The organism is Niallia nealsonii (assembly GCF_002835805.1).
Lineage (GTDB): Bacteria > Bacillota > Bacilli > Bacillales > Cytobacillaceae > Niallia > Niallia nealsonii.
Genome location: NZ_PISE01000007.1, coordinates 89,531 through 104,758 on the forward strand (window position 1 = coordinate 89,531; position 15,228 = coordinate 104,758).

14 protein-coding genes, 1 rRNA gene and 1 riboswitch are annotated in these 15,228 nt (G+C 36.8%); all 15 genes read right to left on the reverse strand.

The features are described from left to right. Positions 1-8: 8 nt before the first annotated feature. Entirely contained in the window at positions 9-1,265 is a 1,257-nt protein-coding gene (gene purD, locus CWS01_RS03355) for a phosphoribosylamine--glycine ligase (RefSeq protein WP_101175635.1), read from the reverse strand. 25 nt (positions 1,266-1,290) lie between these two features. Beyond that, entirely contained in the window at positions 1,291-2,826 is a 1,536-nt protein-coding gene (gene purH / locus CWS01_RS03360; protein ID WP_101175636.1) for a bifunctional phosphoribosylaminoimidazolecarboxamide formyltransferase/IMP cyclohydrolase, read from the reverse strand. A gap of 81 nt (positions 2,827-2,907) precedes the next feature. Beyond that, positions 2,908-3,468 (reverse strand): phosphoribosylglycinamide formyltransferase, encoded by a 561-nt coding sequence (purN, locus tag CWS01_RS03365; protein WP_101175637.1) that lies wholly within the window; start codon positions 3,466-3,468, stop codon positions 2,908-2,910. Positions 3,469-3,484: 16 nt separating this feature from the next. Further along, entirely contained in the window at positions 3,485-4,516 is a 1,032-nt protein-coding gene (gene purM, locus CWS01_RS03370) for a phosphoribosylformylglycinamidine cyclo-ligase (protein WP_101175638.1), read from the reverse strand. Between the two features lie 150 nt (positions 4,517-4,666). Next, positions 4,667-6,079 carry an amidophosphoribosyltransferase gene (gene purF, locus CWS01_RS03375; protein ID WP_101175639.1) on the reverse strand — a complete coding sequence of 471 codons (1,413 nt, stop codon included), beginning with the start codon at positions 6,077-6,079 and terminating at the stop codon, positions 4,667-4,669. After that, positions 6,064-8,280 (reverse strand): phosphoribosylformylglycinamidine synthase subunit PurL, encoded by a 2,217-nt coding sequence (gene purL / locus CWS01_RS03380; RefSeq protein WP_101175640.1) that lies wholly within the window; start codon positions 8,278-8,280, stop codon positions 6,064-6,066. Before purL ends, purF begins: the two co-directional genes overlap by 16 nt. Further along, complete coding sequence (gene purQ, locus CWS01_RS03385; protein WP_101175641.1) at positions 8,264-8,950, reverse strand: phosphoribosylformylglycinamidine synthase subunit PurQ; 687 nt, start codon at positions 8,948-8,950, stop codon at positions 8,264-8,266. The genes purL and purQ overlap by 17 nt, the downstream gene beginning before the upstream one ends. Further along, on the reverse strand, positions 8,947-9,201 hold the full coding sequence (gene purS / locus CWS01_RS03390; RefSeq protein ID WP_101175642.1) for a phosphoribosylformylglycinamidine synthase subunit PurS: 255 nt from the start codon (positions 9,199-9,201) through the stop codon (positions 8,947-8,949). Before purS ends, purQ begins: the two co-directional genes overlap by 4 nt. Continuing rightward, on the reverse strand, positions 9,194-9,913 hold the full coding sequence (gene purC, locus CWS01_RS03395) for a phosphoribosylaminoimidazolesuccinocarboxamide synthase (protein ID WP_101175643.1): 720 nt from the start codon (positions 9,911-9,913) through the stop codon (positions 9,194-9,196). Before purC ends, purS begins: the two co-directional genes overlap by 8 nt. Before the next feature lie 127 nt (positions 9,914-10,040). Beyond that, positions 10,041-11,333 carry an adenylosuccinate lyase gene (gene purB / locus CWS01_RS03400; protein WP_101175644.1) on the reverse strand — a complete coding sequence of 431 codons (1,293 nt, stop codon included), beginning with the start codon at positions 11,331-11,333 and terminating at the stop codon, positions 10,041-10,043. Between the two features lie 3 nt (positions 11,334-11,336). Beyond that, positions 11,337-12,491, reverse strand: a complete 1,155-nt coding sequence (purK, locus tag CWS01_RS03405) for a 5-(carboxyamino)imidazole ribonucleotide synthase (protein ID WP_193603749.1) — start codon at positions 12,489-12,491, stop codon at positions 11,337-11,339. Next, complete coding sequence (gene purE, locus CWS01_RS03410; protein WP_101175645.1) at positions 12,478-12,966, reverse strand: 5-(carboxyamino)imidazole ribonucleotide mutase; 489 nt, start codon at positions 12,964-12,966, stop codon at positions 12,478-12,480. The genes purK and purE overlap by 14 nt, the downstream gene beginning before the upstream one ends. A gap of 123 nt (positions 12,967-13,089) precedes the next feature. Beyond that, positions 13,090-13,191: riboswitch (purine riboswitch) on the reverse strand. 110 nt (positions 13,192-13,301) lie between these two features. Further along, the gene (locus tag CWS01_RS03415) at positions 13,302-13,496 is read right to left on the reverse strand and encodes an NETI motif-containing protein (protein ID WP_101175646.1); all 195 of its coding nucleotides are present in this window, start codon (positions 13,494-13,496) and stop codon (positions 13,302-13,304) included. After that, positions 13,474-14,013: a DUF2179 domain-containing protein gene (locus CWS01_RS03420; RefSeq protein ID WP_168714353.1), complete on the reverse strand. Its 540-nt coding sequence runs from the start codon at positions 14,011-14,013 to the stop codon at positions 13,474-13,476. The genes CWS01_RS03415 and CWS01_RS03420 overlap by 23 nt, the downstream gene beginning before the upstream one ends. A gap of 884 nt (positions 14,014-14,897) precedes the next feature. Beyond that, positions 14,898-15,014, reverse strand: a 5S ribosomal RNA gene (gene rrf, locus CWS01_RS03425). Positions 15,015-15,228 lie beyond the last annotated feature (214 nt).

Sequence of the window (15,228 nt, forward strand, 5' to 3'; positions counted from 1 at the left end):
TTAAAACATTACTTTATTGCCTTAAATCCAATATCATGGCGATAAAATATGCCATCGCTGTCTAATTTTTCTAATTGTGCATAGACTTTTGTCTGCGCCTCTTTTAAGGTTCTGCTTTTAGCTGCTACAAGCAGAACACGGCCGCCATCTGTAACGAACTCGCCAGCTTCATTTACATTTGTCCCAGCATGAAAAATAGACACATCTTCCATTTTTTCTAATCCTCTAATTACTGCGCCTTTTTCATAGTCCTCAGGATAACCCTTTGATGCAATTACAACACCAAGCATATCTTCCTCATGCCATTCGATTTCAGGAACTTCTCCATCTAGCACAGCTAGTAATACACTTACCAGATCAGATTTCATTCTAGGAAGAACAACTTGTGTTTCTGGATCTCCAAGCCTCGCATTAAATTCAATTACTTTTGGTCCTTGATCTGTTGCAATTAATCCCGCATATAACACACCTGTAAATGATCTTCCTTCTTGTACAAGCGCCTTAGCAGTTGGCTTTACAACCGTTTCAATTGCTGTTTGAACAATGCTTTCAGAGATATGAGGAACTGGAGAATATGCTCCCATTCCACCAGTATTAGGTCCTTGATCTCCATCAAATGCACGTTTATGATCTTGGGCAATCTCTAAAGGAATAACTGTCTCTCCATTAACAAAAGACATTAACGAAAATTCCTCGCCCGCTAAAAATTCTTCCACAACAATCGTTGCAGATGCACTGCCAAACTTCTCTTCTACTAGCATCTCTTCAATACTTGCTAATGCTTCCTCCAAAGTCAATGCAACTGTTACACCTTTACCTGCGGCTAAACCGTCTGCTTTAATAACAATTGGTGCACCCTTTTCTTGAATATAAGCTTTTGCATCCTCATAATTAGAGAAAGTTGCATAATCTCCTGTAGGAATATCGTACTTTTTCATAATATCTTTTGCGAAAGATTTGCTGCCTTCGATTTCAGCAGCTTTCTGTCTTGGACCAAATACCTTTAAGCCAGCTGCCTCAAATTTATCTACTACTCCTAGAAGCAAAGGAACTTCCGGACCAACAATCGTTAAATCTACTTTATTTGTTAAAGCAAAATCAACTAATTTTTCTGCTTCCGTTTCTTCAATTGCGATACGTTCTGCCACATCTATCATCCCTACATTTCCAGGTGCTGCAAAAATGGTATCTACTTGATTGCTTTCCTTTATCTTTGTACAAATTGCATGTTCTCTGCCGCCGCGCCCAATAACAAGTACTTTCATCTATTTTCCATCCTCCAGCTTATCCTTAATGTTTGAAATGTCTTACTCCTGTTAAGACCATCGCAATTCCATATTCGTTAGCTTTTTTAATAGAATCTTCATCTCTAATACTTCCGCCTGTTTGAATAATCGCTGTGATTCCAGCTTTAGCAGCAGCTTCTACCGTATCATCCATTGGGAAAAATGCATCCGAAGCAAGAACTGCTCCAACACTTTTTTCACCAGCTTGTTCTAACGCAATTTTCGCTGCGCCAACACGATTCATTTGTCCTGCCCCAATACCTAATGTCATATCTTTATCATTAACAACGATAGCATTCGATTTAACATGTTTTACAATTTTCCAACCGAATTTTAAAGCTTCCCATTCCTCATCTGTTGGTTTCTTTTCTGTCGGAATAGAAATTGTTGCATCGTCTAATGTGTAACAGTCAAAGTCCTGTGTAAGCAATCCGCCTTCAATAGAAGTAAATTTCATTTCTTTTGTATTTAGAGCATCAAAAGGAATTGTCAGCAAACGCAAGTTCTTTTTCCCTTTCAAAATAGTTAATGCTTCTTCAGAGAAAGATGGAGCGATGATAATTTCTAAGAAAATTTCATGAAGTTTTTTCGCTGTTTCAGCATCAACTTCTCTATTTAATGCAATAATGCCGCCAAAAATAGAAACTGGATCTGCTGCAAATGCTTTTGAAAAGGCCGTAAAAATATCAGATCCTGTTCCTACTCCGCAAGGATTGCTATGTTTTATAGCTACTGCTGCAGGTTCTTTAAATTCTTTTACAATTTGAATAGCTGCATCAGCATCATTAATATTATTGTAAGATAATTCTTTGCCATGTAACTGCTTTGCATTTGCTATCGAAAAAGCCGAACCTAGTGGTCTTCGGTAAAACGCTGCTTTTTGATGAGGATTTTCACCATAGCGCAATGATTGTGCTAATTCATAGGTTACTGTTAGTTTCTCCGGCGTACTTTCTTCTGTTAATTCTGTCATATATTGTGCAATCATCGCATCATAGCTAGCTGTATGGCGGAATACCTTTGCAGCAAGTCTGCGTCTTGTGTCAAAGGTTACTTCGTCCTTGCTTTTTAATTCTTTCACAACTGTAGCATAATCGCTAGGATCAACTACTACTGTTACATACTGATGGTTTTTCGCCGAAGCACGAAGCATAGTCGGTCCGCCAATATCAATATTTTCAATCGCATCTTCGACTGTTACATCTGGTTTGGCAATTGTCTCTTGGAAAGGATAAAGATTCACACAAACAATCTGAATTGGATCAATTTTATGTTCATTTAATTGCTCTTGATGACTTGGTTCGTCAAATTTCGCAAGCAAGCCGCCATGAATATATGGATTTAATGTTTTCACTCGGCCTTCTAAAATTTCAGGAAATCCTGTTACATCACTTACACTTAATACAGGAATGCCGCTGTCTTGAATAGCCTTTTTTGTACCGCCCGTTGAAATTAGCTCATATCCTAATTCATGAAGTTCTTTTGCAAAATCTGTAATACCCGTTTTGTCCGATACGCTTATTAACGCCCTTTTTTTCATGTTGTTTTTCCCCCAAAAATTAATATTTAACGCATTTTTGCCAGTTTCATAACATGGAATCGTTAGAGTTCCCTGTTCTTGCTAAATAATGGTTTTAATCGTTTTAGGATAAAGCACATGTTCCAATGCATGAATTTTTTCTTGCAGACTTTCTTTTGTTTCATTAGCTGCAATGCTAATTTCTTGCTGTGCAATAATAGGACCTGTATCCATCCCTTCATCTACATAATGTACGGTTACACCTGTTTGCTGCACTCCTGCTGTTAGTGCTTGTCCAATCGCATCTTTTCCCGGAAACTGCGGAAGTAAGGAAGGATGAATATTGACTATTCTTTGCGAATATGATTTCAAAAGCGTTTCACCAATTAAACGCATATAACCAGCTAATATAATCAGTTCTATCTCATTAGCCTGTAATTCTTTTAATATAGCTTGTTCAAACTCATGTTTACTTACATAGTCACTTGCAGTAAACACAAACGAAGGGATACCATGTTGTTTTGCTCTTTCAATTACGTAAGCTTCCTGTTTGTCACAAACCAATAATCTAATATTTGCCTGTATTTCTTTTTTTTCCACAGCGTCAACGATTGCTTGAAAATTCGATCCACTGCCTGATGCAAAAATAGCAATATTCTTCATTTCATTTCCTCCGCTATTATTTCAAGACGATATTGATTTCTCCGTCTCCTGTCACTTTGCCAATTGTATATGCTTTTTCTCCAATACTAGCAAAATGAGCTAAAGCCTCTTCTTCTACTGCTTGATCTACAGCTACAACCATTCCTGTTCCCATATTAAAGATATTATACATTTCTTGACGCTCTAGTTTTCCAATGGATTGCATTAATTCAAAAACTGCTGGCACTTCCCAGTTGCTTTCATAAAGTTCCATCCCTAATCCATCTTTTAACATTCTTGGGATATTTTCTATGAATCCGCCACCAGTAATATGAGCTAGTCCTTTAATTTCGAATTGCTTTAGTGCAGACAATACAGATTTCACATAAATTTTCGTCGGTTTCAACAATTCTTCTCCTAATGTGCATCCCAATTCATCCACATAATCAGTTAGAGACATTTTTGCTTCCTCTAAAAATAGTTTTCTAACTAATGAATAACCATTGCTGTGAATGCCACTTGAAGCTAGTCCAATCAATACATCCCCAGGCTTGATATTCTCCCCTGTAATCAATTGGTCTTTTTCACAAGCACCAACAGCAAACCCTGCTAAATCATACTCTTCTTCACTATACATCCCAGGCATTTCAGCTGTTTCTCCACCAACTAAGGCACTGCCAGCTTGCTCACAGCCTTCTGCAATTCCTTTAACAATTGCTTCAATTTTTGCTGGCTCTGCTTTTCCACAAGCAATATAATCAAGGAAATAAATTGGTTCTGCTCCTTGTACAACAATATCATTTACACACATTGCCACAGCATCAATTCCAATGGTATCATGTCTGTCCATCATAAATGCAAGCATTAATTTTGTTCCAACACCATCTGTTCCCGAAACTAATACAGGATTTTTCAAATTTAAAACAGATAAATCAAACATACCGCCAAATCCGCCAAGTCCGCCCATAACACCTGGTCTCATTGTTTTCTTTACATGTTTTTTCATTCTTGTTACAGCTTCATATCCTGCTTCAATATTAACTCCTGCCTGTTTATAAGCTTCAGCCATCTTAATCCTCCTATGATTAAAACAAATCCAAATTTCGTATTATTCCATTTTTTGCAGCTAAAAAAACTCTTCCTGCTAGAGTATTTTTTCAAAAGAAAAGCGACATCCTAACATGCCGCTTTTTCTTTTTTCTATAAACCATTCCACCTATTACACTTTTTCATATGGATGCAGTGTCGATGGGTAAATTTCTGTAGGGTATTTTCCTGTAAAGCATGCTAAACAATGCCCTTTTGTTTCCCCTTCATCGGTTCTGCCAATTGCATCAATCATTCCTTCAGTGCTTAAGAATATTAAAGAATCTGCTCCAATTAATTCGCGGAGCTCTTCCACAGAATATTTTGAGGCAATCAGTTCTTCTTTTGTCGATGTATCAATTCCATAGAAACATGGATTTTTAATTGGTGGTGAACTAATTAATACATGCACTTCTGTTGCACCAGCTTCACGAAGCATTGTTACAATTCGTTTGCTTGTAGTACCACGAACGATAGAATCATCCACCATAATAACCCGTTTTCCTTCTACAACACCACGAACAGGGGAAAGTTTCATTTTAACCCCTTGTTCTCTTAATGATTGGGAAGGCTGGATAAATGTTCTTCCTACATAACGGTTTTTAATCAATCCTAATTCATATGGAATACCTGTAGCTTCTGCGTAACCAATCGCTGCAGAAATGCTGGAATCTGGTACCCCTGTTACAACATCTGCCTCTATTGGAGCTTCAATTGCAAGACGTTTCCCAAGGTTTTTGCGGGCTGTGTGAACATTTATGCCATTAATATTGCTGTCAGGTCTGGAAAAATAAACATATTCCATTGTGCACATCGCATTATTAGATGCTACAGAAAACATTTCAGAACGGAAACCATTATCATCAATAATCAATAACTCTCCAGGTAAAACATCACGGATAAATTCAGCACCTACTACATCAAATGCACATGTTTCCGATGCTACTACATAACCATCCCCTAATTTGCCTAAAGAAAGTGGTCTCATTCCATTTGGATCTAGTGCAACCATTAGTTCTGTCTCTGTCATAATTAAGAAAGCATATGCACCTTTCACCATTGTCAGCGCATTTTTCACACGCTCATTAAATGCTTGAAATCCGCCTCTTCTAATTAGATGAGCCACAACTTCTGTATCAGAACTTGTTTGAAAAATGCTGCCTTGTGCTTCTAATTGGCTTTTTAAGCCTGTTGCATTAACTAAATTCCCATTATGAGCAAGTGCCATACTGCCGCTTTGGAAATGAAATAGTAAAGGCTGAACATTCTCATAGCCCCCGCCGCCTGCTGTTGCATAACGCACATGACCAATAGCAGCTTTTCCAGTTAATTCACTCATTGCTTCTGGAGTGAATATTTCTGAAACTAAACCTTCCCCTTTCATTCCTTTTAGCTTTTTTCCATCTGTTGAAACAATGCCTGTACCTTCTTGACCTCGATGCTGCAGGCTATGAAGACCATAATAAGTTACTTGTGCAGCATCTTCATGTCCCCAAACACCAAATACTCCACATTCTTCATTTAAGCCTCTTATTTCAGCAAGCATGGAATTGCTCCTCTCCAGGCAGCTTCTAATGAGTCTACCTGCTCATTAATCAGAATATTTTCCCCTTGGCTAATAGTAAGTGTGGCTGTGTTTGTTACTTCTCCAATTAATTGTGCAGAAACTAGTTGTTCGAATTTTTCTTTGTTTTCAGGTTTCACAGAAAGTAGGAATCTTGATTGTGTCTCACTGAATAATGCTGCAGCTGGTGTTCCATCCACTTTAATATCAGCACCTAATCCTTTAGATCCAAATAAACTTTCAGCAGCTGCAACCGCTAAGCCGCCTTCTGCTAAATCATGCGCTGATTCCACTACACCTGCACGAATTGCTTCTAATACCATAGCTTGATACGCTTTTTCTTTTTCCAAATCTAATTCAGGAGCTTTTCCGAAAATAGAACCTTCTACCATCTTCTGCAGTTCACTTCCGCCAAACTCTTGCTTAGTTTCTCCAAGAAGATAAATAATATCTCCTGATTCTTTAAATGCTTGTGTTGTAATATGGTCTGTATCTTTTATTAAACCAACCATCCCAATTACTGGTGTTGGATAAATTGCTGTTCCATTTGTTTCATTGTATAAAGATACATTTCCACCAATTACTGGTGCATTTAGAGCAAGACATGCTTCACTAATGCCATCTGCTGCTTTTTCAATTTGCCAGAAGATTTCTGGCTTTTCTGGATTACCAAAATTTAAGTTATCTGTAATCGCTAAAGGTTCTCCACCAGAACATATAATATTTCTTGCTGCTTCAGCAACGGCAATTTTTCCGCCTGTTTCTGGATCAAGGTATAGATAACGAGCGTTACAGTCTGTTGTCATCGCTAATGCTTTTTTCGTATCGCGAATGCGAACAACGGCTGCGTCAGAACCAGGAGCTACTACCGTATTTGTGCGAACCATATAATCATATTGATCATAAACCCATTCTTTGCTTGAAATAGTTGGCTGCTTTAATAAATTAGTTAAAGTTTCTCCATAGCTTTCAACGGCAGGAATAACATTTTCCATTTCTTGGAACTCTCGGAAATATTTTGGTTCACTTGATGGCTTATGATAAACTGGAGCATCTTCTGCTAATGCATCAGCAGGAACATTTGCCACTACTTCCCCTTTATGAAGAAGACGAAGCATTTTATCATCTGTTACTACTCCAATTGACACTGCTTCTAAATCGTATTTATAGAAAAGATCTTTTATTTCTTGTTCTCTTCCTTTTTTGACAACAATCAACATACGTTCTTGTGATTCAGAAAGCATCATTTCATATGCTGTCATCCCTGTTTCACGCTGAGGCACTAAATCTAAGTTCATTTCAATTCCAGAACCAGCTTTACTTGCCATTTCTGCACTTGAACTTGCAAGACCTGCTGCTCCCATATCCTGAATTCCTACTAATGCATCTGATTGAATTAATTCTAAACATGCTTCTAACAGCAATTTTTCCATAAATGGATCCCCAACTTGAACTGCTGGACGTTTTTCATCGGAATTCTCTGTTAATTCCTCCGAAGCAAACGTTGCTCCATGGATGCCATCTCGGCCAGTTTTGGCACCAACATACATTACTGTATTACCGACACCATGTGCTTGCCCCTTTTTAATATCTTCATGTTTGATTAATCCTACACACATTGCATTAACAAGTGGGTTGCCAGCATAAGAACTGTCAAATGCTATTTCTCCACCAACTGTTGGAATCCCAATACAGTTTCCATATCCTGCAATCCCTGCTACTACTTCTTTAAATAAATATTTTGTACGTTCATTATCTAATTCACCAAAACGCAAAGAGTTAAGAATAGCAATCGGTCTTGCACCCATAGAGAATACATCACGAATAATTCCGCCTACTCCTGTTGCAGCCCCTTGATATGGTTCAATTGCTGATGGATGGTTGTGGCTTTCAATTTTGAAAGCAACCGCTTGACCATCACCAATATCTACAATTCCCGCTCCTTCTCCAGGACCTTGTAATACTTGTGGACCTGTTGTTGGGAATTTTTTTAGGACAGGTTTTGAATTTTTATAGCTGCAATGTTCAGACCACATAACAGAGAACAATCCAGTCTCTGTATAATTAGGAAGTCGGCCTAGAATTTTCTCCACCATCGCAAATTCTTCGTCCGTTACACCCATCTGTTTGTAAATTTCTTCTGTTTTAATTTGTTCTGGACTTGGCTCAAGCATTAACGACATTTGCTTCCCTCCACTGTTTAACGATTGATTGGAATATTTTCAGACCATCTGCTCCACCTAATAGTTCATCGACAGCTCTTTCAGGGTGTGGCATCATTCCAAGGACATTTCCCTTTTCATTCGTAATTCCTGCAATATTTTCTAAACTTCCGTTTGGATTTATACCATTGTAAGTAAAAATAATTTGATTATTTTCTTGTAATTTAGCAAGTGTTTCCTCATCGCAATAGTAGTTTCCTTCACCATGTGCGATAGGAATAGTTATCACTTCTTCTTCCTTATACACGGAAGAAAACATCGATTGATTGTTTGCTACCTTTAATTCCACAGGACGGCAAATAAATTTTAGACTGTCATTTCTTCTCATAGCACCTGGTAGAAGTCCTGCCTCTAATAAAATTTGAAATCCATTACACACACCCAATACTGGTTTTCCAGCTTCAGCAGCTTTTATAACTTCTTTCATCACATTACTGAATCTTGCAATTGCACCAGTACGCAAATAATCTCCATATGAGAATCCGCCTGGCAGTAGAATTCCGTCAAACCCTTCCAAGCTTTCAGTATCATGCCATACGTATTCTACTTCTTCCCCTAACTCATCCTTAATTGCATGGAACATGTCGACATCACAATTGGATCCTGGAAATACGATTACTGCGAATTTCACAGTGCAACAACCTCCTCAATCTCATAGCTATAGTCTTCAATTACTGTATTAGCTAATAATTTTTCGCACATTTCTTTTACTATTTCATCCACATTTCTTTCTGACTTTTCAATTGTGAGTTCTAAGTATTTACCAATACGTACATCACTTACTTCCTTATACTCTAAAGAATGAAGAGAACCTTTTACAGCATTCCCCTGTGGATCTAATACACTCTCTCTTAATGTGATATATACTTTAACTTTAAACATGTTGTTGTCCCCCTAATCTTGTTAAGATATTCTCATATGCTTCTGTTAAATTTCCTAAATCTCTGCGAAAAACATCTTTATCTAGTTTTTCATTTGTATTTTTATCCCAAAGTCGGCAAGTATCAGGCGATATTTCATCTGCAAGAAGAACCTCACCATTTTTATCTTTCCCAAACTCTAATTTAAAGTCTATTAATTGAATGCCTAATGCTGAGAAAAATTTGCTTAACACGCCGTTTACTTCTAATGCTTTCTTCTTCAGCAACTCAACTTCTTCTGCCTCAGCAAGTTTTAGCTCTTCGATATGGGCCTCGATAATTAGCGGATCGCCTAGTGCATCATCTTTATAATAAAATTCAACAATCGGCTTTGATAACGGTAGTCCCTCTTTTATTCCTAATCTTTTTGAAAAACTGCCTGCTGCAACATTCCTTACAACTACCTCTAATGGAATAATGCTTACTTTTTTAACCAACTGTTCTGTTTCAGAAATTCTTTCCACAAAGTGAGACTGAATTCCTAATTCTTGTAACTTTAAAAATAATAAACTAGTAATTTCATTATTTAAGCGGCCTTTTCCAGTTATATCCGCTTTTTTTTCGCCATTAAAAGCTGTTGCAGAGTCCTTATATTCTAACCAAACAATATTTTCATCATCGGTTCCGTATACTCTTTTTGCTTTTCCTTCATACAATAAAGCTCTCTTTTCCATTTGAAGAGTCTCCTTATCAAAAAAATTAGGGATAAAACGAAAATCTATAAACTCAATTTTAGCATGATTCAAAATTTTTGAACTGCTAGACCTCCCTCATTTGGGAGAGAGTCCAGCATTATTTTTTTTATAGACCAAGACGGGTGAAAATTGTATCAACATGTTTAATATGGAAATGATAATCGAAGCAGTCATCAATTTCTTCTTTTGTCAGCTTAGAAGAAATCAATTCATCTGCATCAACAAGTTCACGGAAAGGAACTTGTTTTTCCCATGATTCCATTGCTCTCGGCTGTACCGTATCATATGCTTCTTCTCTTGTTAAACCTTTGTCAATTAGAGCAAGCAATACACGTTGTGAATAAATTAAACCTAAAGTACGGTCCATATTTCGTTTCATATTTTCCGGATATACAGTTAGATTCTTTACGATATTGCTAAAGCGATTTAACATGTAATTTAGAGCAATCGTTGCATCTGGGATGATAATGCGTTCTGCGGAAGAATGAGAAATATCTCTTTCATGCCATAATGGAACATTTTCATATGCAGTTAGCATATATCCACGAATAACTCTTGCAAGACCAGCCATATTTTCTGAACCGATTGGATTGCGTTTATGCGGCATTGCAGAAGAACCTTTTTGGCCTTTTGCGAAGAATTCTTCTACTTCTCTTGTTTCACTTTTTTGAAGCCCACGAATTTCTACTGCAAACTTTTCAATGGAACTAGCAATTAATGCAAGTGTTGACATATAATCAGCATGGCGATCACGCTGTAATGTTTGTGTTGAAATTGGTGCTGGTTTTAAACCTAATTGTTCACATACATATTGTTCAACAAATGGATCAATATTTGCATAAGTTCCTACTGCACCTGAAATTTTACCGTATTCGATGCCAGCAGCAGCAGCTTTAAATCTTTCTAAATTCCGCTTCATTTCTTCATGCCATAAAGCTAATTTTAAACCAAAAGTAGTTGGTTCTGCGTGTACCCCATGTGTACGTCCCATCATTACGGTATATTTATGCTCTTGTGCCTTATTTTTTAATACTTCAATGAAGCTTTCGATATCCTTTAAAATAATTTCATTCGCCTGTCTAATCAAGTAAGAAAGTGCTGTATCTACAACATCTGTAGAAGTTAACCCATAGTGCACCCATTTTCTTTCTTCCCCAAGCGTCTCTGAAACTGCTCTTGTAAAAGCAACTACGTCATGTCTTGTGTCTTGCTCAATTTCTTGAATTCGGTTGATATCAAAAGAAGCATTTTCACGAATTTTTTTTACATCTTCTTCTGGAATTTCTCCTAGTTTTACCCATGCTTCACATGCAAGTATTTCTACTTCTAGCCATGCTTGAAAACGATTTTGTTCTGTCCAAATATTACCCATTTCTGGTCTTGTGTAACGATCGATCATCTCTTATCCTCCGATTTTTTCTGTCTGTAAATTCCATATGTTAGTATTTTCGATTTCATCTAAAGCAATTTCAACAGATGACCGAAGCAATGTTGCATGCCCCATTTTTCTTTTTTCCTTGGGATCTTCTTTTCCATATAGATGGATTTTCCAATCTTGAAGGTCCCCTATTTTGTTGATAATCTTCTCTTGATGTTCCCCTAAAATATTAACCATTACAGCAGGTCTTAGTAGTCTAGTACTAGCAAGTGGCCAATTGCAGATAGCCCGGATATGCTGTTCAAATTGAGAAGTTTCACAAGCCTCAATTGTATAATGTCCTGAGTTATGTGGTCTTGGAGCCAACTCATTAATATAAATTTCATCGTTTGCTGCTAAGAACATTTCAACAGCCAATGTACCTGTTAAATTTAGAAACTCTGCTAATTTATTCGCTTTTTCAATCGCTAATTCTTTTGCATATTCAGTTATTCTTGCAGGAACAATGGACTCATGTAAAATATTATTGATATGAATATTCTCACTTACAGGAAAAACAGTGTTTTCGCCTTTTTGGCTTCTTGTAACGATAACCGATATTTCTTTCTCAAATGGAATCCAGCTCTCTAATACACAAGGACCATTGTTTAACAGCAATTCCGCCTCTTCAATTTGACTGCTTTCCTTTATAACATATTGGCCTTTTCCATCATAACCTCCACGAGCTGTTTTTAAAACAGCTGGATAGCCTAATTCAGATAAACCTTCTCTAATATCCACAGGCTCTTCAATGATTTTGTATGGAGCTACTTTAACGCCCGCTTGCTCTATAGCCTGTTTTTCTTTGATGCGATCTTGTGTAATTTCCAATAATTCTGATCCTTGAGGCACATTCGCATTTTTTTTCAGCCAATCTAATGCAGCAGCATCGATGTTTTCAAATTCGTACGTAATAACGTCACTTACCTTTGACAGTTCCTGTATTGCAGTAATACTATCATATGCATCGACTATTTTATAATCGGCTACTTGCCCACAAGGAGAATCTTCCACCGGATCTAAGACTGCAATTCGAAAGCCTTGTGCCTTTGCCGCTAGTGCCATCATTCTTCCTAATTGCCCACCGCCAATGATACCAATTGTTTGACCTGGCAGAATCATTGAATTAGACAAGCTCATCACTACTTTCTATAACCTCATTTTTCGTTTTTTCTCTCAATCGATTAAGTTTTTCTGCCAATGCAAGGTCTGTTGTGCCAAGCATTTGTGCTGCCAGCAGTCCCGCATTTATTGCACCTGCTTTGCCAATTGCCACCGTTGCAACTGGTACTCCTCCTGGCATTTGAACAATCGACAATAGAGAATCTAGACCATTTAGCGCTTTTGACTGAACAGGTACACCAATAACCGGCAATGTTGTTTTTGCTGCAACCATACCTGGCAAATGCGCCGCTCCTCCCGCTCCTGCAATAATCACTTTAATGCCTTTATCTCTTGCTTCTTCTGCATATTTAAACATTAAATCAGGAGTTCGATGTGCTGAAACTACTTTTTTCTCATAGCTCACTTCAAGCTGATCTAGAATGTCACATGCATGTTTCATTGTTTCCCAATCTGATTTACTTCCCATGATAACGCCAATTTGAGCTGTCATCTTTTCCCTCCTGATACATAAATTACATATAAAAAGCCCTAGTCAGATGCTTCTACTTATGAGAGAAAGTATCTGTCTAGGGCTAATAGAAAGAAAATAAAAACAAGGTATTTTCTTTCGCCGGCATCATTCACTTTCCCTCATAGTCCTGCAATTTACGGTTGCTGGGTAGAAACTTATGGGCCATATTCCCAATATTATATGAGGGCTATTAAATTTTTAAATTTGTTTTTTTATTTGTTTAGCACTATATCATATTAACAAGCAATTTCATAAATTGTCAATAAGAAAAATCGAACAATTAAACTTTCTTTACATTTAATGTTCGTGATTTACTAATCAATCTTCACTGCTTCAAAAATAATTTTACTTGAAATGGGCTCATATGTTTTTAATCCACTTTTTATTACTTCTTTAAATATAGGCTTTTCTACTCTTTTAATGGGTGTATATCCATCTTTTTTTATACGATCTAAACATTCTATCACGGTTTCATCTTCTTGCACTTCATACTTCATTTTTTGAGCCATGAAATAATTTTCCTTTCTTAACACTTTTTACCCAAAAGCCCCCGTATATAGTTTTTGGTTCGTATGCAATAATAAATGCTTTTGGGTCAATTTTTTTTATTGTTTCATATAAACGGAGTTCATATTTTCTAGGAGTTAAAATTTGCAGAGCCATTCGATCCCCTTCTAAGCCGTGTGCAGCCCAATTTGTCACACCATAACCTTGTTCTCTTAACGCTTTAGGCAAATCATGATCATAAGCATTTGTAATAACATTTGCAGTTATATAACCCAATGCTAATTTTTCTTCTATTTTCATGCCTACAATTACTCCAATTGCATAACCTACTGCATAAGCTATTAAGTTTTGGATTTGATCTAGGTTATCTAATACTAACCCCAATCCTATTACATAAATAACCACTTCTACAGCGCTTAATGCTGCCGCTAAATATCTTTGTCCCTTTAAAGTTAAAATCATTCTGATTGTGAAAAAAGATACGTAAACAATATTGATAAGCAGTATAATTATAACCATTGTAACACTATTTGCTAACAATTAATTCACTTCCATTTCCTCTTTAATATTGCTATTTTAAATAGTATGTAAGAAAGGCCAGCAGGCATTACTATTATAATTGCCTATAGATAAGGAAGTAAACATTGGAAGGGGCTGATTGTGGAAAATCTCTAAAAAATGAAAGAGGGATCTTTATAGGCTTTCTAAGCAATTGTACTTTAATTTCAAAAAAATAGTATTGAGGCTATTTATGTACCTTTTTTATCTAATACTTTTTGTACCTAACTCCCTCCTTAACTTCATTCACAGAATCATTGTAAAACGTTTATCATTATTTCAGATACCATGCATTTTCATTATTATATGCGTCTTTTATACTCTTTATCAAATCATTACGGAATGATAGCAACATACTATTATTTCTTTTCAGTTTTTATAAATGCAACATTTTTGTAACTGCCGATTTTTCCGTTAACCTCGCTTCTAGCTTTATAAAAAAGGCTGCTTGATCCCTTTATTTTGTCAGCTGTATCAGTAAAATCTCTTTTCTACGTTTTGTTTTACATCCTCGAACTTCCAAGGAGCATATCAATAAAACTGATCGCCTAGAATGTTGGGATTTCCTATAATTTCGCCTTAAAGCATAGCATAGTAATTAACGCTTTTTATTTATCACGCATTAACGGGTCTTTTCGCTCCCCACCTAAGGGATGATAAGAGAAAATGAGAAACCTAGGTGGGTAGAAGCTTTCTGAGTAAAGGTCTGATTGGCTTAATAACAACCATTGAGGGACGTGAAAAATCCTCAATGATGGAAGTTTTAATTTTTATAAATATTTTAATTATTTATAAAAATCTACAAAAAAAGAGTTAAAAACAATTATGTTTTTAACTCTTTTTTTGCCTGGCGACGTCCTACTCTCACAGGGGGAGAGCCCCCAACTACCATCGGCGCTGAGAAGCTTAACTTCCGTGTTCGGTATGGGAACGGGTGTGACCTTCTCGCTATCGCCACCAGACTATTTATTTGTTTAGAGAGTTATTCCCTCAAAACTAGATTATGTGTAAGAAGAAAGAATGAGTAATCATTTGTTTTGTCCAGCTGCAGAAGCCAAATCGTACGGCTGTTTCACTCACTCGTACGAAGTCAAAGAACGACTTCTTCTTGCGAGTTCCAACATCCTATCGATTTAAGCGGGCTTCTTCCGCTTTTCTTTTAGTTAAGTCCTCGAT

What these genes read in the sequence shown, in the direction of transcription:
- purE (WP_101175645.1), bottom strand. Translation starts at nt 12,966, where the DNA reads ATGACAGCTCAAATTGGCGTTATCATGGGAAGTAAATCAGATTGGGAA.
- purL (WP_101175640.1), bottom strand. Translation starts at nt 8,280, where the DNA reads ATGTCGTTAATGCTTGAGCCAAGTCCAGAACAAATTAAAACAGAAGAA.
- purB (WP_101175644.1), bottom strand. Translation starts at nt 11,333, where the DNA reads ATGATCGATCGTTACACAAGACCAGAAATGGGTAATATTTGGACAGAA.
- purH (WP_101175636.1), bottom strand. Translation starts at nt 2,826, where the DNA reads ATGAAAAAAAGGGCGTTAATAAGCGTATCGGACAAAACGGGTATTACA.
- CWS01_RS03415 (WP_101175646.1), bottom strand. Translation starts at nt 13,496, where the DNA reads ATGGCTCAAAAAATGAAGTATGAAGTGCAAGAAGATGAAACCGTGATA.
- purM (WP_101175638.1), bottom strand. Translation starts at nt 4,516, where the DNA reads ATGGCTGAAGCTTATAAACAGGCAGGAGTTAATATTGAAGCAGGATAT.
- purK (WP_193603749.1), bottom strand. Translation starts at nt 12,491, where the DNA reads ATGAGCTTGTCTAATTCAATGATTCTGCCAGGTCAAACAATTGGTATC.
- purC (WP_101175643.1), bottom strand. Translation starts at nt 9,913, where the DNA reads ATGGAAAAGAGAGCTTTATTGTATGAAGGAAAAGCAAAAAGAGTATAC.
- purD (WP_101175635.1), bottom strand. Translation starts at nt 1,265, where the DNA reads ATGAAAGTACTTGTTATTGGGCGCGGCGGCAGAGAACATGCAATTTGT.
- purS (WP_101175642.1), bottom strand. Translation starts at nt 9,201, where the DNA reads ATGTTTAAAGTTAAAGTATATATCACATTAAGAGAGAGTGTATTAGAT.
- CWS01_RS03420 (WP_168714353.1), bottom strand. Translation starts at nt 14,013, where the DNA reads ATGGTTATAATTATACTGCTTATCAATATTGTTTACGTATCTTTTTTC.
- purN (WP_101175637.1), bottom strand. Translation starts at nt 3,468, where the DNA reads ATGAAGAATATTGCTATTTTTGCATCAGGCAGTGGATCGAATTTTCAA.
- purF (WP_101175639.1), bottom strand. Translation starts at nt 6,079, where the DNA reads ATGCTTGCTGAAATAAGAGGCTTAAATGAAGAATGTGGAGTATTTGGT.